Raw genomic sequence first — 22,113 nt, forward strand, 5'->3', positions numbered from 1 at the left:
GCGGCTCAAACCACCCGCCGCGGCGTCGAGGTCGGGTCGAACGAGACCAGCGCCCGCGTCCCCTTATGGGTCGGGTCGTAGCTCATCTCGGCGCCCAGCTTCTGCGCCATGGCCTTGATGATGACCGTGCCGAGCCCGCCCGCCAACTGGCCGCCATTCAGGCCGACGCCGTCATCCTCGACGCTCAGCACGCCGCGATTGGGCTCGGTCATCTTCAGGCTGATGCGGATCGGGCCGTTGCCCTGCGGATAGGCGTGCTTGCGGGCGTTCAGCATCAGCTCGGTGAGGATCACCCCGACGGCGACGGCGCGGTCGGGCTCGATCTCGATGGCCTCGGCTTCCAGCGAAAACTGGTTGGCGTCGGCGCTGTCGCCGGCCGCGCTCTGAATGTCCTCGGCGAGCGCCTCGATATAGCGGTGCAGCGACACCGATTGCACATTCTGCGAGGTGTAGAGGCTGCGGTGGACCTTGGCGACGGCGAGCACGCGGTTATGCGCCTCGAGCAGCGCGTCCTTGACCTCGGGCGTCGCCGCCCTGGACTGGAACTGCAGCAGCGAGGCGATGAGCTGAAGGCTGTTGCTGACGCGGTGGTTGACCTCGCGCAGCAGGAGCGCGCGCTCGGCGGCGAGCGCCTTGTAGCGGTCGCGGGCGGCGGTGATTTCCTGTTCGGCGGCTTCCTTGGCCCGGCGCAATTGCGCCGACTGGACGCCGGCCTCGATATCGGCGCGCAAGAGCGGCAGGAACTCGCCCTGCACATCCTTGATGACGTAATCGGCCGCGCCCGCCTTCAGGGCGGCGACTGCGGTGCGGCTGTCCTGCGCGCCGGTCAGATAGATGACGGGCGGCGGGTCGGGCAGCTTGCCGATCTCGACAAGCACATGCAGCCCTTCCTGGTCGGGCAGATGATGGTCGAGCACGACGGCATCGATGCCGCCCGCGGCGATCCGCGTCAGGCCCGCTGTCCCGTCATGCGCGATCTCCGCGATAAAGCCGTGGCGCTCCAGATCCTTCCGGACCAGGCGGCTGAGCGCTTCATCGTCGTCGATGAACAGGACGCAAATGGCCGGTCGCTGCATTAACTGGTCTCCGGCACCTGGATGACCTGGAAGAACAGGCCAAGCTGGCGGATCGCATTGGCGAAGTGATCGTATTCCACCGGCTTGGTGATGTACACGCTGCAGCCAAGTTCGTAGCAGCGCTCGATCTCCCGCTTATCATCGGTGGTGGTCAGAACGATGACGGGTGTGCGCTTCAGCGTATCATGGTCTTTCAGGCGCTGCAGAATATCGATGCCGGTGGTGTCGGGCAGATTGAGGTCGAGCAGGATGAGCAGCGCGCCCGCCTTGCCCGATTTGTCCAGGTAGTCCCAGGCGGCGTTGCCCGTCTCGAAGTGAACGATGGGGTTGGTGACGCCCGCCCGGATGATGTTTTTCTCGATCAAGCGGGCATGACCTTCGTCATCCTCGATCATGACGATGGTGACTGCGTTGTTCATGCACCTATCCTTTTGCTTTGGTTGGGCAGCGTGCGCGGCAGTGTGACGCTGAAAACGCTGCCTTCACCGGGCGTTGAGTGGACGCTGATCGAGCCGCCGAGCCTGCGCACAAGCGCGCGCACATGGGCCAGCCCCATGCCCTCGCCCGGCTTGTCCTGGGTGCCAGCGCGACGAAATAGCTCAAAAATCCGTCCCTGGTCCCGAGGCGCGATGCCGCGCCCATTGTCCTTCACCTCGAAGGTGACCTTGCCGCCATGGGCGGCGCTCGTCACCCTGATCCGGCCCTTCTCGTCGTCGCGCAGATATTTCAGGGCATTGTCTACCAGATTGGAGAAGATCTGCTCGAGCGCCAGCCGGTCGGAGACGATGCTGGGCAAAGGCTCCAGCGCGATATCGGCCTCGGCCTCCTGGGCCTGGTGCGCGATCGCCGAGCGAATGGTCTGGAACAGGTCGTTCATGTCGACGCGCTCGGGCTTCAGCGAGCGGTTGCCTTCGCGCGAGATGGTCAGCACGGCGTTGATCAGCCGGTCCATCTTGGTGATCGAGGCTTTGATGAAGCCGATGGCCTCGGTGAAATCCTCTTCCAGCGCCGCCTTGGTCGGCTGCGCGCCCGGGCCGCCGGGATGCGCCAGGGCGCCGTTGGCGCCGTTCGGTCCCGCGCCGTTGCCGGCATGGAATATCGCGCCTTTCAGCGTCTCCAGCTCGCTGGTGAAGCCCATGATGTTGACCAACGGCGAGCGCAGGTCGTGGCTGACGATATAGGCGAATTTCTGGATCTCTTCATTGGCGGCGGTCAGCTCGGCGGTGCGCGCGGCGACGGCGGCCTCGAGCTCGCTATTGGCATTGCGCAGCACGTTCTGCGCCTTGCGCATGGCCAGATTGGCGCGGTGGATCATCATCAGCGAAACGCCGCCAAGCAGCACGATCAGCCCGACGGCGGCGATATTGGTGCCGAGCAGCCATTGCTCCTGGCTGCGCGATTGCGCGTATTGCTCGGCGCGGCTGTCGGCATTGGCCCGCTTGATCGCATAGACCGCGTCGCGGATGTTATCCATGATGCGCAGCCCTAGGCCCCCGCGCACCAGCCCGATGGCCTCGGCCGGCTTGCCGGCATCGAACAGCCGGATGCTCTCGGCCAGTTCATTGCGCTTGGCCTGGATCAGCGGCTTCAGCTTGCCCAGCCGCTCCACCTGCGCCGGAATGCCGCCGATGGCGGCTTCGATATTGGTCAGCTTCTCGTCGACGCGCGGCAGCGTCTCCCGGTAGGGGGTGAGAAATTCGGCGTCGCCGGTCAGGATATAGCCGCGCTGGCCGCTTTCGAGCCGGCGCATATCGGCGAGGAGCTGGTCGAGTTGGGCCTCGGTCTCGACGGTGGCGAGCAGCCGGTCGCGGTCGCCCTGCGTGCGCTCGAGCAGGGCGATCGACACCAGCGCGATCAGAATCAGAACGGCGAAGGCCGCTCCCAGCAGGAACGGCGCCTTCGGCAGATCCGCCATTTGCAGGCGGTTTATGTATTTCGAGATCCAGTCAGGACGCATGTTCGCTACAGAAATAAGTTCACCCCGAGGTCAGCCATGCCGACCTCGAGGCTGCATATCCGTGTTCAGATGGTTTGCAAAGCGCAAAATCGGAACAAGATTTACTGGCGCTGCGGTGCCGCGGCGGGTTCTTCCTTGCGGTATTCGTCGATCTTCTTGACGGCCTGGTCCTTCAGCTCGACGGCCTTTTCGGAAGCCTGCGCGGCGACCTCACCGGCCTTTTCGCGGACCTTGTCCATGGCGGTCTGCTCGGTCAGCTTGAAGTCGGGAGCGGCTTGCAGGGCTTCCTTGCTGAGCGGCACCAGGATCTCGCGGGCTCCGTCCTTTTCGCCATAGGTGACGGCTTCGAAGGGCAGCGCGACGTTCTTCTGGCCGAGGCCGAGGAAGCCGCCGACGCCGATGACGACGGTGGTGATCTTGCCGCCGCGATCGAACAGCACATCGTTGATCGCGCCGATCTTTTCGCCGGTCGAATTGGTGATTGGCTGGCCGATATAATTGAATGCGCGCCACTCACCCGGGGCCTGTTCGGTCTTGAAGGCCGTCGCCGCGGTCTGCGCGACAACCGGCGTCGCGAGGGCAACGAAGAGGGCTGCGAAAAGCGTCTTGTTCATTGTGATCGTCCTTTAATCAGTCAGTCAGTCAGTCAGATGGATGACAACCCAATTTCGGCGGCGCTAAATTGAGGTGTTCGGAGAAAGATGACAAGGGCGGCCACCGCGAAGTACCCGCCCTTTTTCGTCAATTTAGCTGCGGGCGGATGAACACCCGCCGAACGCTTTAAGCGGTTTTGTCGAGCCAGTGGTCGACCTCGGTGCGAACCTGGTCGCGCGCCTTGCCGTAGCGCTCCTGGATCTTGCCTTCGAGCTGGTCACGCTGGCCGTTGATTTGGTCGATCTCGTCGTCGGTGAGCTTGCCCCACTGCTCTTTGACCTGACCCTTGAACTGTTTCCAGTTGCCTTCGATACGGTTCCAGTCCATCCGAAACCTCCTTCTTGCATGATTGATATAAATGTCATCCGGGCGGCGCGGGCGCTGCAGGGGCCTAGCCCCTGCGCACCACGCTGCCGATCAGCGAGACGACGAAAAGGATGATGAAGACCCAGAATAAGATCTGCGCACCTTGCATTGCGACGCCGGCGACCCCGCCGAACCCGATCGCGGCTGCGATCAGGGCAATGACGAGAAACACGATGGCGTAATGGAGCAGGCTTCCCATGAATTTCTCCTCCGCTTTGAACGTGCCCGCTGAACGCACCGGGCAGCGATTAAATGCACGGCCACAGGGAGAGTTCCGAAGCGTAGGAAATTCGTTAACTGAGAATTGGGCGGGGCGTAGTTTTCGGCGGGGACTGCTTTCAGCTTGCGGCGGCGGACTTGGCCTGGGCGGTGTTCTGCGCGCCTTCCATGAGCGCTTCGAGACGGGCCCGGGCCCGGTTGACGCGGCTTTTCACCGTGCCGATCGGGCAGGCGCAGATCGCCGCGACCTCCTCATAGGACATGTTCTCCACCGTCACCAGGATGAGCGCCTCGCGCTGGTCCGGGGGCAGGTCGCCGAGCACGCGCATGACGTCGCCGAATTCGAGCGTCTTGTCCTGCGAGGCCTGGACGACGAATTGCGAGGAATCCATCGTGCGGGCATATTCGTTCTGGTGCTTCTGCTTGCGCAAACCGTTGTAGAAATTGTTGCGCAATATGGTGAACAGCCAGGCCTTGAGGTTGGTGCCTTCCTCGAAATTGGACAGGTTGTTCCAGGCCCGGATCAGCGTCTCCTGGACGAGATCGTCCGCCTCCGTCCGGTTGTGACAGAGCGAGATGGCGAAGGCGCGCAAGCTGGGGATCGATTTGATCAGATCATCGCGCAAAGTGGCAGACGGGCCGGTCATGATTTGTCCGCTTCCTTGCGTTCCAACTCATTCAGCAATTGCAGGAAGCGGTCCGGGATCGGCTCGTCGAGCAGCCCCTTGTAGAGCCCGCGCAATTGTGGACCGAGCACGGCCAGATCCGGTTCCGACGTGTCTTCTACGCCGCCTTCACCCGCGATTTCGCCATGCGTTGCCGCCTGGACCACCTCGTCGTCGGGCGTCAGCGGAACTTTCTCAGGCATCTTGTCTTTTTCACTCATTTTAACTCGCGGTTAAGATCGCCCCTTCCGGCCAAGCACGAAAGCCAGCCTCATGCAACACTTTTCACGTTGTGAGATCTGGTTTGCCTACTATAAAGGGAATCCGATTCAATCGCTCACGAAAAAGGAATCGCCGCTCATGCCGATTTCCCAGGAAATCGCACCGCACCTGCCCCATCTGAGGCGTTTCTCGCGTACGCTGTCGGGTTCGCAGGACAGCGGTGATGCCTATGTTGTCGCCGTTCTGGAGGCGCTCGTCGCCGATCCTTCGATCTTTCCCGCCGATTTACCGGCGCGTCTCGGGCTGTATCAGATCTTCCTTAAGATGTGGAACTCGCTCGACGATGTCCATACCGTACTGAATTTCGATCCGGCCGAAAATGAGGCCGTCCATAGCATACAGACCATCACCCCGCTGCCTCGTCAGGCCTTCCTGCTGCTTAGCGTGGAAGGATTTTCGCCCGAGGAAATCGCCATTGTCCTCGGCGTCGATGTCGGCGGCGTCGCCGAGCTGATCGAGCAGGCGGACCAGGAAATCGCCGAGCAACTGCCGCAATCGGCCATTCTCATCATCGAGGACGAGCCGCTGACCGCCGCCAGCCTCCAGCTTCTGGTCGAAAGCCTCGGCCACCGCGTTACCGGCATTGCCCGCACCCATCACGAGGCGGTCGAGCGGGTGAAGGAGGAGCAGCCCGAGCTGATCCTGTCGGATATCCAGCTCGAGGATGGCTCGTCCGGCGTCGAGGCGGTGAACGAAATCCTCGGCTCGCTCGACCTGCCGGTGATCTTCATCACCGGCCATCCCGAGCTGTTGCTGACCGGCGAACGGCCCGAACCGGCCTTTCTGATCGCCAAGCCTTTCGATCCGAAAACCGTCAAAGCGATCATCAGCCAGGCCCTGTTCTTCGATGTGAGAACGCACAAGGGCAAGGACGCGGCTGCTTAGCGCATCGAAAACTCCGGCCGCCTCGTAATGAGACGGCCGGCTACGTCGCCGCCTCGCTAAATTTTCTCATGTTCGCCGCCTGACGGCCCAATTCAACACAATGTTCGCTGTGCGCTAAGCCTGCCAAATGTTTGGCGATGTCTTGCTGATTCCGGTGGAATTTGTTTCCCCCTGCTAACAAATTGTTGGGTTACGCTGCCTAAACTATGGCTATCGCCAGCGCGAACGGCCAAAGCGGACATGTTTTCGAACAATCACATCGTGCAGATTTGCCCCGATGGCATCATTACCGTCTCCGCGGACGGCCGGATCAAGCGTGTCAATGCCGCCGCCGAAATCATGTTCGGCTGGGCCGAGAGCGACCTTCTCGATCAGCCCATCGAAATCCTGATCCCGGATGACGACCGTGCCCGTCACGCCCAGCATGTGCACGAATTCAGCATCGATCCGGACGGTTTTGCCCATATGGCGCGTTGGCGCGAACTCCGGGCGCAAAAGCGGGACGGCTCGCATTTCCCGGTCAACATCTGGTTGGCCAAAGATACGGTCGACGGCAATCGCGTGATCACCAGCTTCGTCCGCGACATGTCCGACATTGTCGGCCGGGAAGCGGAGATGGCCGAGGCGCAGCGCGAATTGAGCCGGGCGCGCGTGAATCATGAAATGCTCGCCCTTGTGGCGCAGTACGCCAGCGACATCGTCATCATCACCGATGCGGCCGGTATTACCGTCTGGGTCAACCGGGCGACCGAACTGGTCAGCGGCTATCGAGCGGTCGAATTGATCGGCCGGAAGCCCGGCTCCGTGCTCCAGGGCCCCAATACCGACCCCAAGATGATCGCGAAGATCTCCCGGGCCCTGCTGGCGGGCGAAGCGATCCATTGCGAAATTCTGAACTACACCAAATCCGGCTCGCCCTATTGGATCGACATGAGCATAACGCCGGTGCATGACGCGATCGGCCGGCTGGAAAAATATGTCGCCGTCGAGCGGGACATCACCGCCGCCAAACAACGCGCCTTCGAACTCGAAGCGGCCAAGGCCGTCGCCGACCAGGCCGAGCAGCGCCTTGCCGCCGCCATCGTCGCCATGTCGGAGGGCTTTTCGATCTATGACAGCCAAGACCGGCTGGTGATGGCCAACGACGCCTTCCGCAATTTCCGCGCCGACGACAGCGAGTTCATCCCGCCGGGCATCAGCTTCGAACAAATGTGCCGGAACGGTTTGCGCAACGGCTATTTCGACACCGAAGGCCTCTCGGACGAAGAATGGATCGCGAAGCAAATGAAGTCCCACAGGGACAAGGACGGAACGGACACCCTGGTCAAATTCGCCGACGGCCGCTGGATGCTGCGCCGCGACCGGCGAACGGCGCAAGGCGAGTTGATCAGCGTCCGCACCGACATTACCGCCATCAAGCAGCATGAGCAGACTTTGCTCGAGGCGCGCGAGCGGGCGGAAGCCGGCGACCGCGCCAAGAGCGAATTCGTCGCCATGATCAGCCATGAGCTGCGCACGCCGATCACCGGCATCATCGGCTTCAACCAGCTCATGCTGGGGGGCGAACTCAGCCCGCCGCAGCGCGAGCGCGCCGAGATCGTCAAGGAGTCCTCCGAGCATCTCCTGCAGCTCGTCAACAATGTGCTCGATCTCTCGAAAGCCGTCGGCGAGGGCATCGTGCTCGATCCCGAACCGTTCAGGCTCGGCGAGCTGATCAGCAGCACGATCGACTCGCTCAGGCCGCTGGCGGCCAGGAAGGGGCTGGACCTGTCGAGCCGCTCGGACATCGCTCCCCAGACCTGCCTCGTCGGCGATGCCGGGTCGATCAAGCAGATTTTGATCAATCTCGTCGGCAATGCGATCAAGTTCACCTCCGCCGGCTTCGTCATTCTCTCGGTCACCGAGAAGGAGGGTGGCATCCTGTTCGAAGTCGCGGACAGCGGGGCCGGCATCCCCGAGGACAAGCAGTCGATCATCTTCGACCGTTTCGCCCAGCTCGGCGGCCCGGGCGACCGGGCCGAGGGCGCCGGGCTCGGCCTGTCCATCAGCAAGCGCTTGGTCGACTTGATGAAAGGGACGATCACGGTCACCAGCAAAGTGAGGCACGGATCGGTGTTTTCGGTTTGGCTGCCGCTGCCGCGGGGCCCCGAAAGCGACGGCATCGTCTATACCGGTCGAGGGCGGATGCCGCGCGATGGGGACCTGCAACGGACCGGCGGTATTTTCGACGTGCTTGTCGCCGAGGATCTTGAACTGAATCAGCGGCTGATCCGGGAAATTCTCGACTCCATCGGCTGCCGCGTCTTCATGGCGGCGAATGGCCGGGAGGCGCTGGACCGGCTCGAGGCGGGCGATTTCGACCTCATCATCATGGACAACCAGATGCCGGTCATGACCGGCATGGAAGCGATCGGGGTCATCCGCGCGCGCACCGACTGGAAGATGGGCATTCCCATTATCGCGCTGACCGCCAACGCCATGCGCGGCGCGGAGAAGCTCTATAAGGCGCTCGGCGTCAACGAATATATCGCCAAGCCGCTGAATGTGCAGCAGGTGATCGCGGCCGTGAAGCGGCTCGGCGAAATCGGCCGCAAGCTGCGCGAGAACGCGCATACGGAGGCGGCCTGACCGAACGGGCGGTCCGTCTCTTACCCTTTCTCGAGGAGGCTACGTGGCGCGCATTCTCATCATCGACGACAATCCCGACGACCGGGCGGCCTGCCTGCACGCGCTGGAGAAAGCGGATAAGCGCCACTCCTTCTATGAAGCCGCCGACGAAGCGGGCGCTCTGGCCATCATCGAGGCGCACCGTCCGGACTGCGTGTTGCTCGATTATTCGCTGCCGGTGGTGACGGGGCTGGAAACGCTGCGCCGCATCCGAGGCGCCGACGCCTTTCTGCCGGTGATCATGGTGAGCGGCCGCGGCAATGAAGCCATCGCGGTCGAGGCGATGCGGGAAGGCGCGCAGGACTACATTGTCAAATCCGCGCTGACGCCGAAGCTTTTGAACCGGGCCGTGCTCCACGCCATCGGGCAGGCGGAAGTGCAGCGCCGGAGCAGCGATCGCGAGCGCGAATCCCAACAGCATAGGCTGGCGCTGACTTCAGCGAACCGGTTGCAGGCCGCGATCCTTGAAAGCGCCTCCACCATGATCTTCGCCACCGATCTGGAGGGCCGCGTCAACTGCTTCACCCGGGCGGCGGAATCCGCTCTCGGCTACAGCGCGCGCGATGTGATCGGGCTGCATACGCTGCTCTTGTGGTTCGACGAAGCCGAGCTCGACGCGCGGGCGCAAGTGCTGGCGAACGGCCATGGCGCCCGGCTGAAATCCGGGTTCGACGTCGTGACCTTCATGCCGCGGCGGGCGGGACGCGAGATCCACGAATGGACCTTCATCCGCAAGGATGGCAGCCGTTTTCCGGTGCGTCTCACCATGACCCCGCTGCGGGACGACAAAGACGCGATCGTCGGCTTCCTCGGCCTGGGCGAAGACATCTCGGAGCTGAAGCAGCAGGATTTTTCCCTGCAGACCAGCGAGGAGACCTTCGTCGCTGCCGCCGGGAATGCGGCCAATGGCATGGCCCTGATCAGCCCCGACGGCATCGTGCTCAAGGTCAACCCGGCGCTTTGCACGATGCTGGGCTACAGCGAGAGGGCTCTAGCGAAAAAGCACATTCACTCGCTCACCCATGCCGACGATATCGATATCGGTTCCGACCGGCTCGAGCAGCTCTTTCGCGGCCGCATTCACTCCTACCGCGTCGAGAAGCGGCTGCTGCACGCCAATGGCGAGATCGTGCATGGGCTGATCAACGGCTCGTTGATGCGCGATGCGGACGGCGCGCCGAAATATTGCGTCGTGCAGATCCAGGACATCACCGAGCGCAAGGAGATGGAGCGCATCAAGAGCGAGTTCATCTCCATCGTCAGCCACGAGCTGCGGACCCCGCTCACGTCGATCCGCGGCTCGCTCGGCCTGCTCACCGGTAAACTCGGCACCGGCCTGCCCGACACGGCCCACCGTCTCATCGACATCGCCAACAAGAATTGCGAGCGGCTGATTTTCCTCGTCAACGACATTCTCGACATCGACAAGATCGCCTCCGGCAGCATGCGCTTCGACCTGAGGCCGGAGAACACCGTGCCGATCCTGGAGGAAGCGATCGAATCCATCCACGGCTATGCGGACGCGCTTGGCGTGAACATCCGGCTGGTGCTGCCGCCGAGCGAGCTGAAGATGATCGTCGATCGCCAAAGGCTGATCCAGGTGCTCAACAACCTTCTGTCCAATGCCCTGAAATTCTCGCCGCTCGCGGGCGAAGTCAGCATCTCCGCCGAGGCCATGGGCGACCGCGTCCGCATTCGCGTCGAGGATCATGGGCCCGGCATTCCGGAGGAGTTCCAGCACCAGATGTTCAAGCCTTTCTTTCAGGCCGATGCGCCCATGCCGCGCAGGAAGGGGGGCACGGGCCTTGGCCTGCACATCAGCCGCCAGCTCGTGAAGCATATGGGCGGCCAGATCGGCTTCGAGACCGTTCCGGGCGAGGGCACGACGCTGTGGATCGAGATCCCGGCGCTGGCGCCGGAGGGGCCGGATGCGCAAGGCGCCAGGGCGGGCGCCGCGCTCGCCAGCCGCCGCGTGCTGGTTTGCGAGGATGACGAGGAGATCGCCGCGCTGATCCAGGCCATGCTGATCAAGGAAGGCTTTGTCGCCGACGTCGCGCATTCGATCGCCGAGGCCCGCGAAAAGGTCAGGAACGGCCATTATGCGGCGATGACGCTCGACCTGTTATTTCCGCAAGGCAGCGGCGCGGAGCTGGCGCGCGAATTGCGCCTCGACGGGACGCTCAACGCATTGCCGATCATCGTGGTGTCGGGCACCAAGCGCGAAGGCTGGCCGGAATTGACCGAGAGCGTCGGCATCATCGATTGGCTGGTCAAGCCGGTCGACCGCAAGCGCCTGCTCTATTGCGTGACCCGTGCCACCGCCAAAGCGGCCATTGGAGCCGCCAACGCCGCCAGTGCCGCCAAGGACGCCGCGGCCCCGCCACCCGACCGCTCCGCCGCCTGGGCCGACGGCACCCCTGCCGCTCGACCGCGATGATTGGGATTGGATCAATCTAAACTGGAGAGCGTCCCCTGGAGGCGATGATGGCGCTATCCGTTCCGCATCAATTCTGGCTGACCAATTGCGAAATGTGCCGGCCGATCTGGAACAGGCGCTGCTCGAGCATCACCGGCGTCTCGCAGACATAGCGGAGGGACTGCTCGCGCTCCTCATAGATGCGGGTGTCCCAGGTGAGCTGTTCCTGCAATTCGGCGAGTTGCGCCTTTTCGGCTTCGGTCGGGGACGGCTTGTCGGCGAGATCGGCGCGCTGCATCGAGCGCTGCTTGATCTGCTCGGCGAGCCCGGCCTGCCGCTTCGCATAGCGCTTGATGCCGGACATGATCTGCCGCCGCTCGGCGTTCAGGCGCTGGAAACTGCCGACGAACAGGGCCGTCAGCAGCCGGGGCCGGTCCTGCTTCAGATCGGCGGCGAAGGCATCGACGGCGGCGACCGCCTCCTCGACGCTTTTGCGCCGCGAGGTCACCTCCAGCACTTTCGGCGCGACCTGCGCGTCGCTGGTCCAGCTCGCATCATCGGCATCGATGGCGCCGCCCGACCAGACCATCCCCAGCGAGATTTGCGGCACTTCGCGCTGGATGCAGGGCCAGTCGCCTTGATTGCCGGCGGCGAGCGCGGCACCGGAACCCAGCGGAAGCAAAACGGCAAAAGCAATGAGAGCGGTTCGCAAATCGAAATCCTCCCGGGCTGCGGGATCGGGGCGGCGGCGCGAGGCCGCCCGCCATGCCTATTTCACGTTGAACTTGGTGCCGGTGCCGCGCTCGGCCAGACCCTCGGCGGTCAAGCTGTAGGAGCCCTTCTGGATCGGCACGAAGAAGATCTCCGCCGCGCCTTCCTTCTCGAATTCCAGCTCGTAAAGGCTGTGCGCCTTGATCTCGACCTCGCCGACCTCGATTTTGCGCAGCCAGATGTTACGGAAGAATTCCGCGCCGCGAATGGCGTATTCCTTGTTGCCGGTCGAGGAGATTTCCAGCTCGTAGCATTTGCCGGTCTCCAGGTCGTAGCTGGCTTTCGACACCTTGTAGCCGGTCTCGTCGGTGCCGAAGACCAGCTTGGGCAAGGTCTCGCATTTGGCGGCGAGGCTGCCGGCCGCCATCGCCTCGCCCCCTCCGAATGTCCCGACAAAGCAGGCGGCGGCCGCAAGGGAACGGCGGTAATTCGTGATCGGCATGATTGGCATTCTCCCAAACCTAAAAGCTGCAATTGGCGCGCGAACGGCCTCAGTCCTTGGAAATCGTCACCCCCCAGGGCAGCCGTCCGGTCGTGATCGACTTGATGACCTCCTGCTTGGCGACGTCGATGATCGAGACGTCGTTGGAATTGCCGTTGGTGGTGACGAGATATTTCTCATCCGGCGTGAAGGCGAGCTGCCAGACGCGCTGGCCGACCAGCAGATATTTCTCCACCTCGAATGTCCTAGCGTTCACCACCGCGATGCGGTTGGCCGGCCCGAGCGCGATATAGGCGTATTTGCCGTCCTTGCTGACGCGCACGCCGACCGGCTGGATCGCCTCGGCCTGCACATTGGGGATCTGGAAGGTGATGCGCTTCAAGATCTGATGCGTCGCCGGGTCGATGACATTGGTGGTGCCGCCGACCTCGGACGTCACCCAGAGCTGCTTGCCGTCGGCGGTGAATTCGGCGAAGCGCGGGCGGCTGTCGACCAGGACATTGGCGGTGATCTCATGCGTCTTCTCGTCGATGAAATGCACCATATTGGTGGTTTCCGACGTGTTGACGATGATTTTGCCGTCCGGGCTGATGCCCATGCCTTCCGGCTCGACGCCGACCGGGATTTCCGCCAGCACCTTCTCCGTCTCGACATCGACGACGGTGACCAGATTGTCGTCCTCATTGGCGACATAGAGCGGGTTGCCGGAGGGGTGCAGCACGAAGAGTTCCGGGTCCGGGCCGGATGGGAGCGTGCGCACCACCTTGTCGGTCTTGGCGTCGATCACCTGCACCGTGTCGTCGTCGCTGGCGCAGAGCAGCACGAACTTGCCGTCCTTGGTCATCGTGATGCCGCGCGGGCGCTGGCCGACCGGATAGGTGCGCACGACCGCGAGCTTGTCGAGGTCGATCACCGAGACAGTGTTGTCCTTCTCGTTCGAGACATAGGCCATATAGGCCTCGGCCCCGCCGAGCGGCGCGATGAGCATCGCCGCCGCGATGAGGCCCGTGCGGCCGACATGTGCTTGCCGAGTTTTCAGCATCCTTTTGCCTCCCATGGCGGCGCGGCCGCCTTGTCCTTCGCGATCATTGCAGCTTGCACCGGCTCTCCGGCTCGTCGATGCCGAGCGTGTCCGTCTCGGAGCGCTGGTGCAGGAAGCCGGGCTGCGGCGACCAGGACACCGGCAGCTCGGTCGTGGCGACGGCGATCGGCTGGCGGAATTGCTGGTTCCATTTGCGGATCGACAGCTTCTGCCCCTTGAAGGCCGCGACGCCGAATTCGCCGCCAAGCAGATAGTCGCGGATGGCCGGAAAGGCCGTCGCCTTCGTCCGCGTCGCCGCCTCGCCGACCGAGCGCGCCGCCAGCCAGGCGTGGAAATCGATCGGCGTCATGAAGCGACCGGCGAGCTTCTGGAAGCGGTTCTGCATTTGCGTGGCGCCCCATTGCTCATGCGCCGGGTGCCAGCTCACCGGCGTCAGTCCGGAAGTGCCGGCGACGGGCCGTGCCGACCAGGTGCGAAAGGGCAGATAGGGACCAAAGATCTCGCTTTCATCGGCAACGACCAGCACATCGTAATTGGTCGAGATCTGGGTGAAGACCGCGATTTGCTGCTGCACCTGGGCATGGCCGCTATCGGTGCGGGCCGAGCTGTCGGTGACGTCGTAGGCTTTCTCCTCGACGATCTGCGCGCCGAATTTCTTCGCCGAGCGGCGCAGCGCGTCCGCCATGGCCTTGTCGGGCTGGTTGGCGCCGGAGATCAGGAACCAGCGCGACCACCGCTTCAGCACCAGGAATTGTGTCAGCGCATCGGCCAGCATGTCGCGGCTCGGGGCGACGTGGATGATGTTGGCGCGGCACTTCTCGTCGCGCAATTCGGTGTCGGGCGCGGCGAGGTTGAACAGCAGCATGTCCTTGCCGCGCGCCGCGTCGGACAAGGCGAGGAGTGGAGCTTCATCCGCGTCGACCAGCACGAAGCCGACCCCGTCGGCGGCGATCTGGCCGATCAGCGCCGCCGCGTCGCCGCCCTTGGCCAGCGAGTAGCGCTTCAGCTCAAAAGCCTGATTGGTGAAACGGCCGGTGGTATTGTTGTCGGTGATGGCCAGTTCGGCGCCGCGCAATCCGGCATCGTCGGCGACGATATCGAGGCGCGAGATCGGGATCTGCCTGTCCTGCTCGGCCTTGATGAAGCCGATTTTCACCATCGCCGCTTCGGCCGCTTTCGCCGGCCCAAGCCAGCCCATGACGGCAAGCGCTGCAACCACACACGCGAAGGCAGTGACGCCTCGGCGCAAATTTCCTGCGAGCAATCCAAACCCCTCCCTATTGGTTTTGGATTTCTTCCGCGATCGCCCTTGCGCCAGCCTATTTCCGGCCCGTCCGCGAGGCGCCGCCTTGTGAATTCAACGGTAGACGGAATGTGGCGCGGCTGAAAGTTCGCAATGCGGAATCGCTGCCGATACTTACAGTCACAAGTCCATTGCCGTCGCCAGCATGGGCGCGGATGCCGATGATTGCCTTTTGACCCGGTGCTTTTCTGGAAGGGATGGCTTGCGCATGGCGGGATTGGTTCGGACGGGGCTGGGCCTGGTGCTCGGGGCGCTGCTGCTTGCGCAGACAGGCGCGGCGGCGGCGAAACCCTTCAGCGCGGCCGTGTTCGACTTCGAGCTGATCGACCCCAGCCTCGAAGGCACGCGCGGCGCCGATCCGACCGAGGCGGCGCGGCTAAAACTGATCAGCGACGTCTTGCGGCAGATGCTGGGGACCTCCGCCGACTACGATGTGGTGGATGTAGGCCCGGCAGCATCGAAGATCGCCGATGCCGGGCTGATCCATGGCTGCAATGGCTGCGACGCCGATATCGCCAAGGGCCTCGGGGCGTCCCGCTCGATCACCGGCACGGTGCGCAAGATGAGCACGCTGATCCTGACCATCTCGATCACCGTACGCGACACCGCCACCGGCCAGCCCGTGCAATTCGCCACGGCGGATATCAGGGGCAACACGGATGATTCCTGGACGCATGGGACCAAATGGCTGGTGCGGAACCGGCTGTTGGCGCATTAGCGCTTCAGGGGCATATTGGCGAGTTTTTTGAAGCGCTGTACGTCCATTGCGCTCCTTATCCTGAGCCTCGCTTACGGCATCGCGGGCGGCCGGACCCAGTGGGACTTCTCTTCGATCCACTGGGAGCCACGCTTGGCAAGGCTATCTGCGATCAGTCATGCCGGGAACGTCCGAGCTTGAGCAGCCGTTGCTGCGCATAGTCGATCTGTTTCTGATACTGGCCGAGATAGGTCTCGAGCATCCGCGTCTGATAGAGTTTTTCAGGATCGATACCGTGAGTGCCGATCGCCTCACAGACCGCGTAGAGCTCCTGGCGCACCTCTGCGGCCGCCGCTTCCGCATTCAGGATGAACTGCTGGATTTGCGCGGCGTTGCTCAAGCTGGCAGGTGCAGGCAAGCCTGCAATACTCGAATGCGGGGCGGTATCGTCCGTGGCAGGCGTGGAATTGCGGGATCGGGGCGGGGCCAGCGTATTCAAGCGCATGTCCTCAACAGATGCCGTCGGCAGGGTGGCGAGGAGCCATTCGGCGCCGCAAAACCCATGCTCCAGATGTGACGAATTCCGATGACAGGGAGACGACAGTGGCGCTTCTTTTTGCATCAGGTCGCGCAGCCGCTATGCAGACCGTAGGCGACGTCGAGGCGACGGAGTGGCGGAGACTTGCGGGGATTGCAGCCCTCGCCAATCGGTCTTTTCGACATTCGGGCGGCGATGGGCCTGGCCGCTGCCCTAGCCAATCCCGCGCCAGGTAAAGTTTCGGTTCAGCGCCCAACCGAAGCCTGATGGCGACGGGCTCCTCAATGTTAGAAACGGCGCCATATGAACTTCGCCGCTCGCGGCGGACGCGAGGCGGCACCGATGCCGCCGGTTGATCAGGGCGCGCCCGGATAACCGCCGACAGGTGCGCGCGAAGCGTGCCGGGTGAGGGGTTACAAACTATCGGTTCGGCACAGCGGCTCATCCGTGCTTCCCTCTGAAAAGCCTAATCATTTTCGCCGCCCGGCCGTCAGAGCCGGTGCCTACTCACGCGGACACTTTCCCACTAGCCGCCGCGTTTTATCCCCAATGCCGCCATGCTTAAGACATCGTTAATTCTGCATTCATATGCCGCCGCCTAATTTGCTCCCATCGGCGTTGCAGCGTGGCAACTGTCAAGGGGGAGTTTTATGCGGTTGGCTTTTATTCCAGCTTTCGTCACCGCGGGACTCCTCGCGCTGCCGGGCGCCCAGGCGGCGCCTGCCGTCAAGCTCCGCGCCGATCTCGGCCAGAGCGTGCTCCCCGAAGGCCAAGGCGGAATGGTCTATCTCCGCGTCGGGCTCGAAGGAGTTGCGCCGGAGACAGAAGGCGCGCGCATCCCCGCCAACGTGCTGCTCGTCATCGACAAATCCGGCTCCATGAAGGGCGACCGCATCGATCAGGCTAAGGAAGCGGCGCTGATGGCGGTCGAGCGGCTCGGCAGCCAGGATGTGCTCGGGGTCGTCACCTATAGCGATAATGCCTACGTACTCTCCCCCGCCGCCAAGCTGCGCGACACCGGCGAAATTCGCGGCGCCATCCGGCGGCTCAAAGCGGACGGCCGCACCGCGCTCTACGCCGGCGTCAGCCAGGGCATTCGCGAACTGCGCCCCTTCATCGACGCCTATAAGGTCAACCGCGTCATCCTGCTCTCCGACGGCATGGCCAATGTCGGCCCATCGACGCCGGGCGAACTCGAAGCGCTCGGCCGGGAAGCGGCGGAAGACGGCGTCTCCATCACCACCATCGGCCTGGGCCTCGGCTATAACGAGGACCTGATGACCCGCCTCGCGCTGGCCAGCGACGGCAATCACGCTTTCGTAGAGAAGCCCGGCGATCTCGTCACCATCTTCAACGAGGAATTCGGCGACGTGCTGGCGGCGGTCGGCGGCGATGTCGAGATCATCATCGACTGCCCGGAGGGCTTTGAGCCGGTGCGCGTGCTCGGGCGCGAGGCGAAGGTCGAGGGCGACAAGATCCGCCTGAAGATGAACCAGATCTACGGCAAGCAGGAGAAATACGTCGTCGTCGAGTTGAAGGTCGACGGCGCGCGCGCCAAAGGCGCGGCGGAGGCCGCGCGGGTTGAGGTGAACTACACCGACCTTGCCTCGAAGACCCGCGCCACCGCCGAAAGCCGCGCCGCGCTCCGCTTCAGCCCGTCCGCGTCGGACGCCAAAGCCAGCCTCAACAAGGATGTGATGGCGGCGGTGACCACCCAGATCGCCACCGAGCGCAATGAGAAGGCGGTTTCCCTGCGCGACAGCGGCAAGACCGAAGAGGCCAAGAAAATGCTGCGCGAGAACGCCGCCTATCTGAAGGAGAGTGCCGACCAGCTCCCGGCGGCGGCGGCCGCGCCCTTGCGCGATCTCTCCGAGCGCAATCTGCAGGACGCCGAGAACCTCAGCAGCGGCGAGTGGGACCGCACCCGCAAATCCATGCGCGCCCAGCAATATAAGGACAAGACCCAGCAACGATATTGAGGCGCTGATCGACGGTCCGGCCCGCAAAGGCGCATGGTCGCCGCAACGATCATGCTCCGCAGGAAAAACGACAGGCTGATCGAACGGATCGGCCGCGGGCCGCGACATAAGGAAGGGCCTTTAACCCCCGCTCCAACGCCCCCTGGAGCGTTAGGCGAAGCGATCCGGCTAGCCCCCGAAGGCCCGGATTGCTTCGCCGGCTGTTTTTTGGGGATGGTCGCTCAAGGACCCGCCGCTATTCCGGGTCGTCGCCCTGACGTCAGCGCCGGGGCCTACACGCATATCCTCTTGCCGCAATGCTTGCGGATCGGCCATTGGGTCCCGGGCTCGGCCTGACGGCCGTCCGGGACGATGATTTGGCGAATGTGAGCGTCGGCAGTCTACGCAATGAGCTTATAAGCCGGCACGGTCAGGAACGGTTGCAGCGTGTCGGATGTGGAAAGCTGGCGGAACAGGTCGATGGCTTCGGCGAAGCGGCCGTTCTCGAACGCTTCCTCGCCGAGGACACCGCGCAGCTCCTCCATCTCGTCGGTCAGCAGTGCCTCGAACAGCGCCGGCGTCACCTTGGTGCCGTCGCTGAACTCGGCGCCGTATTTGATCCATTGCCAGACCTGCGTGCGCGAAATCTCCGCCGTGGCGGCGTCTTCCATCAGATTATAGAGCGGCACCGCGCCGTTGCCGCGCAGCCAGGCCTCGATATATTGCACCCCGACGCGGATGTTCATGCGCAGGCCCTCTTCGCTGCGCGTGCCCTCGGGCACTTCGAGCAATTGCGCCTGGCCGGCGTGAACCTCCTCGCGCAGCTTGGTGAGCTGGTTCGGCTGCGGCATGTGCTGGTCGAACACCTCCTTGGCGACCGGCACCAGATCGGGATGCGCCACCCAGGTGCCGTCATGGCCGTTCTCGACTTCAATCAGCTTGTCGGCGCGCACGGCGGCGAGCGCCCGCTCATTGGCTTCCGGGTCGCGCCGGTTCGGGATGAAGGCGGCCATGCCGCCCATGGCGAAGGCGCCGCGGCGGTGGCAGGTCTTGATCAGCAATTGCGAATAGGCCTTCAGGAACGCCTTGCCCATGACCACTTGGCCGCGATCGGGCAGCAGATATTCGGGCTTGGCGCGGAGCGTCTTGATGTAGGAGAAGATGTAGTCCCATCGCCCGCAATTCAGGCCGACGATGTGGTCGCGCATGGCGTGCAGGATCTCGTCCATCTCGAAAGCGGCGGGCAGCGTCTCGATCAGCGCCGTCGCCTTGATGGTGCCGATGGGCAGGCCGAGCTGCTCCTGGGCCTGGACGAAGACGTCGTTCCAGAGCGCGGCTTCCTTGTGATGCTCCATCTTGGGCAGGTAGAAATAAGGGCCGCTGCCCTTCTCCAGGCTGCGCTTGGCATTGTGGAAGACATAGAGGCCGAAATCGACGAAGGCGCCGGCGACCGGTTCGCCGTCGACATGGATGTGCTCTTCCATGAGATGCCAGCCGCGCGGGCGGATGATGAGCACCGCCGGCTTGGCCGATATCTTGTAATCCTTGCCGTTTTCCGGGTCGGTGAAGTCGATCTGGCCGAGCCAGTAATCGGCGAGGTTGATCTGGCCGTCGACGATATTGTCCCAGCTCGGCGAAAGCGCGTCCTCGAAATCGGCCATGAAGCAGGAGGCGCCGGAATTCAGCGCGTTGATGATCATCTTGCGGGTGGTCGGGCCGGTGATCTCGACGCGGCGGTCCATGAGGTCGGCGGGGACGCCGCGAATGGTCCAGGCGCCGTCGCGGATCTGCTGCGTCTCGGGCAGGAAGTCGGGCAGCGCGCCGCCGTCGAGCGCTTCCTGCCGGTGCTCGCGCCATTCCATCAGCTTGCGGCGGGTCGGCTCGAAGGCGCGGGCAAGGCCGGCGACGAATGCGAGCGCCTCGGGCGTCAGGATACGCTCATATCCAGGCTTGATCGCCGCTTTGATCTCAACCCCTTCGGGGAGTTTCAGCTCGGGGGAATTCGTCATTGGCCGTCTCCGCTCATGTTCGCAGATCGATGAATAAATCTAACTGCGAGCGGTGACAATTAAATTAAGATAGATTTCCGCGATGTGGAAAGACCAGAAAATCTGACTTAAAATCAACGGATTAAATTTACGCCGCCGATCTGATTGGTGATCTGGCCGGCCACGGCGCGCACCTGATCACCAAGTGGTGACAAAAGATCGTCGGTGATGCGCGCCTTCGGACCGGACAGCGAAAGCGCCGCCGCCGGGCGGCCGGTCTCGTCGAAAATCGCCGCCGCGACGCAGCGCAGGCCGATGGCGTTCTCCTCATCGTCGATGGCGAAGCCGCGCGCCCGCGTCACTTGCAATTCCGCCTTGAGCCTAGCCCGCGTCGCAATGCTTCTCGGTGTCGCCTCCGGCAATCCGCGCTCGCGAATGACACGCTCGACCTCCTCTTCCGTCATCGCCGCCAGCAACGCCTTGCCGACCCCCGAGGCATGCATCGCCGCCCGCCCGCCTGGGGAGGCAATCGCGCGCATGGTCTTGCGGCATTCGATCTGGGCGACATAGATCGCCTCGCCGCGATCCTCGACGGCGAGGTTCACGGTCTCGCCGCTGCGCTCCATCAATTGCCGCATCAGGGGGCGGGCGATGCCCGTCAATTCGCGCGAGCGCAAAAAAGCGCTGCCGACGATGAATGCCTGCACGCCGATCAGCCAGACGCCCCGCTCCGGCTCGAAGCGGACGAAGTTTTCGCGCTGCAGCGTGCTGAGCAGGCGGTGGGCGGTCGAGATGGCGAGGCCGGTGCGGTTGGCCGCTTCGCTGAGCGTCAGGCCCTGGTCGCTTTCCGCCAGCCGGTTCAGCAGGTTAAGCGCGCGGCTTAGCGATTGGACGGTGTCGCCGCGCGGCTCCGCGGCCTCCGTATCGCGACCGGCTTTTGCATTTTTTTCTGCGCTATTCTGCATTCTCATGCTAATCACCTAGTGACAATACGGTATGCGTTTTCATATCGTGGAAAGTATGGCAGCACAGTGCAGTAACTGGGTAGGGTAAAAATTTGGTGACACGGCGGAAGGTCATTCTCACGCGGCGGTTTCCGCCACTCGTCGAAGAGCGCGCCCGGCGCGATTACGACGCCATTCTGAATCCCGACGACCGTCTCATTCCCTCCGATGAATTGCTGGCCCTGGCCGACGGCGCCGACGCGCTGATGATCTGCTCGAGCGAGAAGATCACGGCCGATGTGGTCCGGCGGATGCCGGACAGCGTCAAGATCGTCTCCACCTTCTCCGCCGGCACCGATCACATCGACCTCGACGCCGCCAAGGCGCGCGGCCTGCGCATCGGCAACACGCCGGATGCCGTCACCATCGCCACCGCCGAGATCGCCATGCTGCTGGTGCTGGGCGCCCTGCGCCGCGCACCGGAGGCCGAGGCCATGATCCGCAACCGCGAATGGACCGGCTGGCATACGCAGCAACTGCTCGGGCGGCGGCTGGACGGCAAGCGGCTCGGCATTTACGGCATGGGCAAGATCGGCCAGGCCCTCGCCAAGCGCGCCCGCGCCTTCGACATGGTCATTGACTACCACAACCGCCGCCGCCTTTCGCCCGAGGAAGAGCTGGGCGCCATCTACCATGAGAGTTTCGACAGCCTGCTCGCGGCAAGCGACGTGCTGTCGTTGAACGCGCCCTCGACGCCCGAGACCGTCGGCATCCTGAACGCGGCGGCCATTGCCAAGCTTCCGCAGGGCGCGGCCGTGGTCAACACCGCGCGCGGCGACCTGATCGTCGACGAGGATTTGATCGCGGCGCTGAAATCGGGCCGGGTCGGCTATGCCGGGCTGGACGTGTTCAAGGGCGAGCCGCGCATCAACGAGGGCTATTACGATCTGCCAAACGCGTTCCTGTTCCCGCATATCGGATCGGCGACGGTCGAGGCGCGCAACGACATGGGTTTTGCCGCGCTCGACAATATCGATGCGCTGCTTTCGGGGCGCGAACCGCCCTATCCGGTGGTCTGAGCATGGCAACGAAATCTGTCATAATTCAACCAATTGAGGGGTTGTGAACGGACAAGCATTCCGTTGAGATGACAAGCATCATGAGCTGCAAAGCAGCCAAGCGCCAAAAAGAGCGCCGGCACCCGCGAAGACAGGCAACGCATCTGTCAGCAAGCGCGCCCGTG

At 63.5% G+C, this 22,113-nt stretch carries 21 protein-coding genes; 6 read left to right on the forward strand and 15 right to left on the reverse strand.

The features are described from left to right. Positions 1-5: 5 nt before the first annotated feature. From BLEFHOIH_RS17095 to BLEFHOIH_RS17130, 8 genes are all read right to left on the reverse strand, one after another. Positions 6-1,076 (reverse strand): histidine kinase dimerization/phosphoacceptor domain -containing protein, encoded by a 1,071-nt coding sequence (locus tag BLEFHOIH_RS17095; RefSeq protein WP_088347231.1) that lies wholly within the window; start codon positions 1,074-1,076, stop codon positions 6-8. Continuing rightward, positions 1,076-1,495, reverse strand: coding sequence for a response regulator (locus tag BLEFHOIH_RS17100; RefSeq protein WP_088347232.1), 420 nt, complete (start codon positions 1,493-1,495; stop codon positions 1,076-1,078). Before BLEFHOIH_RS17100 ends, BLEFHOIH_RS17095 begins: the two co-directional genes overlap by 1 nt. After that, a complete protein-coding gene (locus tag BLEFHOIH_RS17105; protein ID WP_088347233.1) occupies positions 1,492-3,033 on the reverse strand; it encodes a CHASE3 domain-containing protein in 1,542 nt (513 codons plus the stop codon). The genes BLEFHOIH_RS17100 and BLEFHOIH_RS17105 overlap by 4 nt, the downstream gene beginning before the upstream one ends. A gap of 101 nt (positions 3,034-3,134) precedes the next feature. Further along, positions 3,135-3,647 (reverse strand): PRC-barrel domain-containing protein, encoded by a 513-nt coding sequence (locus BLEFHOIH_RS17110; protein ID WP_088347234.1) that lies wholly within the window; start codon positions 3,645-3,647, stop codon positions 3,135-3,137. Positions 3,648-3,813: 166 nt separating this feature from the next. Continuing rightward, a complete protein-coding gene (locus BLEFHOIH_RS17115; protein WP_088347235.1) occupies positions 3,814-4,014 on the reverse strand; it encodes a CsbD family protein in 201 nt (66 codons plus the stop codon). A gap of 64 nt (positions 4,015-4,078) precedes the next feature. Continuing rightward, a complete protein-coding gene (locus BLEFHOIH_RS17120) occupies positions 4,079-4,252 on the reverse strand; it encodes a DUF1328 domain-containing protein (RefSeq protein WP_088347365.1) in 174 nt (57 codons plus the stop codon). Positions 4,253-4,391: 139 nt separating this feature from the next. Next, positions 4,392-4,919 carry a sigma-70 family RNA polymerase sigma factor gene (locus BLEFHOIH_RS17125; protein ID WP_088347236.1) on the reverse strand — a complete coding sequence of 176 codons (528 nt, stop codon included), beginning with the start codon at positions 4,917-4,919 and terminating at the stop codon, positions 4,392-4,394. Beyond that, positions 4,916-5,140: a NepR family anti-sigma factor gene (locus BLEFHOIH_RS17130; RefSeq protein WP_125461762.1), complete on the reverse strand. Its 225-nt coding sequence runs from the start codon at positions 5,138-5,140 to the stop codon at positions 4,916-4,918. The genes BLEFHOIH_RS17125 and BLEFHOIH_RS17130 overlap by 4 nt, the downstream gene beginning before the upstream one ends. A gap of 157 nt (positions 5,141-5,297) precedes the next feature. Between BLEFHOIH_RS17130 and BLEFHOIH_RS17135 the strand changes: the two genes are divergently transcribed. The 3 genes from BLEFHOIH_RS17135 to BLEFHOIH_RS17145 all read left to right on the forward strand — a co-directional run bounded on the left by BLEFHOIH_RS17135 (position 5,298) and on the right by BLEFHOIH_RS17145 (position 11,208). Further along, positions 5,298-6,104: a response regulator gene (locus BLEFHOIH_RS17135; RefSeq protein WP_088347366.1), complete on the forward strand. Its 807-nt coding sequence runs from the start codon at positions 5,298-5,300 to the stop codon at positions 6,102-6,104. A 240-nt stretch (positions 6,105-6,344) separates the two neighbouring features. Continuing rightward, a complete protein-coding gene (locus tag BLEFHOIH_RS17140; RefSeq protein ID WP_088347238.1) occupies positions 6,345-8,732 on the forward strand; it encodes a PAS domain S-box protein in 2,388 nt (795 codons plus the stop codon). A gap of 43 nt (positions 8,733-8,775) precedes the next feature. Then, positions 8,776-11,208, forward strand: coding sequence for a PAS domain S-box protein (locus tag BLEFHOIH_RS17145; protein WP_088347239.1), 2,433 nt, complete (start codon positions 8,776-8,778; stop codon positions 11,206-11,208). A gap of 67 nt (positions 11,209-11,275) precedes the next feature. Here BLEFHOIH_RS17145 and BLEFHOIH_RS17150 read toward each other — a convergent pair whose 3' ends face one another. The 4 genes from BLEFHOIH_RS17150 to BLEFHOIH_RS17165 form a co-directional block, all read right to left on the reverse strand. Beyond that, a complete protein-coding gene (locus BLEFHOIH_RS17150) occupies positions 11,276-11,899 on the reverse strand; it encodes a hypothetical protein (protein ID WP_125461763.1) in 624 nt (207 codons plus the stop codon). A 57-nt stretch (positions 11,900-11,956) separates the two neighbouring features. Beyond that, a complete protein-coding gene (locus BLEFHOIH_RS17155) occupies positions 11,957-12,400 on the reverse strand; it encodes a copper-binding protein (protein ID WP_125461764.1) in 444 nt (147 codons plus the stop codon). A gap of 49 nt (positions 12,401-12,449) precedes the next feature. After that, positions 12,450-13,388, reverse strand: a complete 939-nt coding sequence (locus tag BLEFHOIH_RS17160) for a YVTN family beta-propeller repeat protein (protein WP_088347367.1) — start codon at positions 13,386-13,388, stop codon at positions 12,450-12,452. A 97-nt stretch (positions 13,389-13,485) separates the two neighbouring features. After that, positions 13,486-14,640 (reverse strand): ABC transporter substrate-binding protein, encoded by a 1,155-nt coding sequence (locus BLEFHOIH_RS17165; RefSeq protein WP_088347242.1) that lies wholly within the window; start codon positions 14,638-14,640, stop codon positions 13,486-13,488. A gap of 313 nt (positions 14,641-14,953) precedes the next feature. Between BLEFHOIH_RS17165 and BLEFHOIH_RS17170 the strand changes: the two genes are divergently transcribed. After that, on the forward strand, positions 14,954-15,463 hold the full coding sequence (locus BLEFHOIH_RS17170; protein ID WP_088347243.1) for a DUF3280 domain-containing protein: 510 nt from the start codon (positions 14,954-14,956) through the stop codon (positions 15,461-15,463). A gap of 151 nt (positions 15,464-15,614) precedes the next feature. On the opposite strand, the gene BLEFHOIH_RS26310 is transcribed toward BLEFHOIH_RS17170, so the two are convergent. Beyond that, positions 15,615-16,064, reverse strand: coding sequence for a hypothetical protein (locus BLEFHOIH_RS26310; protein WP_125461765.1), 450 nt, complete (start codon positions 16,062-16,064; stop codon positions 15,615-15,617). Between the two features lie 566 nt (positions 16,065-16,630). On the opposite strand from BLEFHOIH_RS26310, the gene BLEFHOIH_RS17180 reads away from it, so the two are divergent. Beyond that, positions 16,631-17,959, forward strand: coding sequence for a VWA domain-containing protein (locus tag BLEFHOIH_RS17180; RefSeq protein WP_088347245.1), 1,329 nt, complete (start codon positions 16,631-16,633; stop codon positions 17,957-17,959). Between the two features lie 380 nt (positions 17,960-18,339). Here the strand turns inward: BLEFHOIH_RS17180 and aceB are convergent, their stop codons facing one another. Together aceB and BLEFHOIH_RS17190 are read right to left on the reverse strand one after the other, a co-directional pair. Then, entirely contained in the window at positions 18,340-19,947 is a 1,608-nt protein-coding gene (gene aceB / locus BLEFHOIH_RS17185) for a malate synthase A (RefSeq protein ID WP_088347246.1), read from the reverse strand. 113 nt (positions 19,948-20,060) lie between these two features. Continuing rightward, positions 20,061-20,897, reverse strand: a complete 837-nt coding sequence (locus BLEFHOIH_RS17190) for an IclR family transcriptional regulator C-terminal domain-containing protein (RefSeq protein WP_210191585.1) — start codon at positions 20,895-20,897, stop codon at positions 20,061-20,063. 89 nt (positions 20,898-20,986) lie between these two features. Between BLEFHOIH_RS17190 and BLEFHOIH_RS17195 the strand changes: the two genes are divergently transcribed. Continuing rightward, on the forward strand, positions 20,987-21,949 hold the full coding sequence (locus BLEFHOIH_RS17195; protein ID WP_088347248.1) for a D-glycerate dehydrogenase: 963 nt from the start codon (positions 20,987-20,989) through the stop codon (positions 21,947-21,949). Positions 21,950-22,113 lie beyond the last annotated feature (164 nt).

It is taken from the genome of Rhodomicrobium sp. R_RK_3 (assembly GCF_002198715.1).
In the GTDB taxonomy this organism is placed as follows: Bacteria; Pseudomonadota; Alphaproteobacteria; order Rhizobiales; family Rhodomicrobiaceae; genus R-RK-3.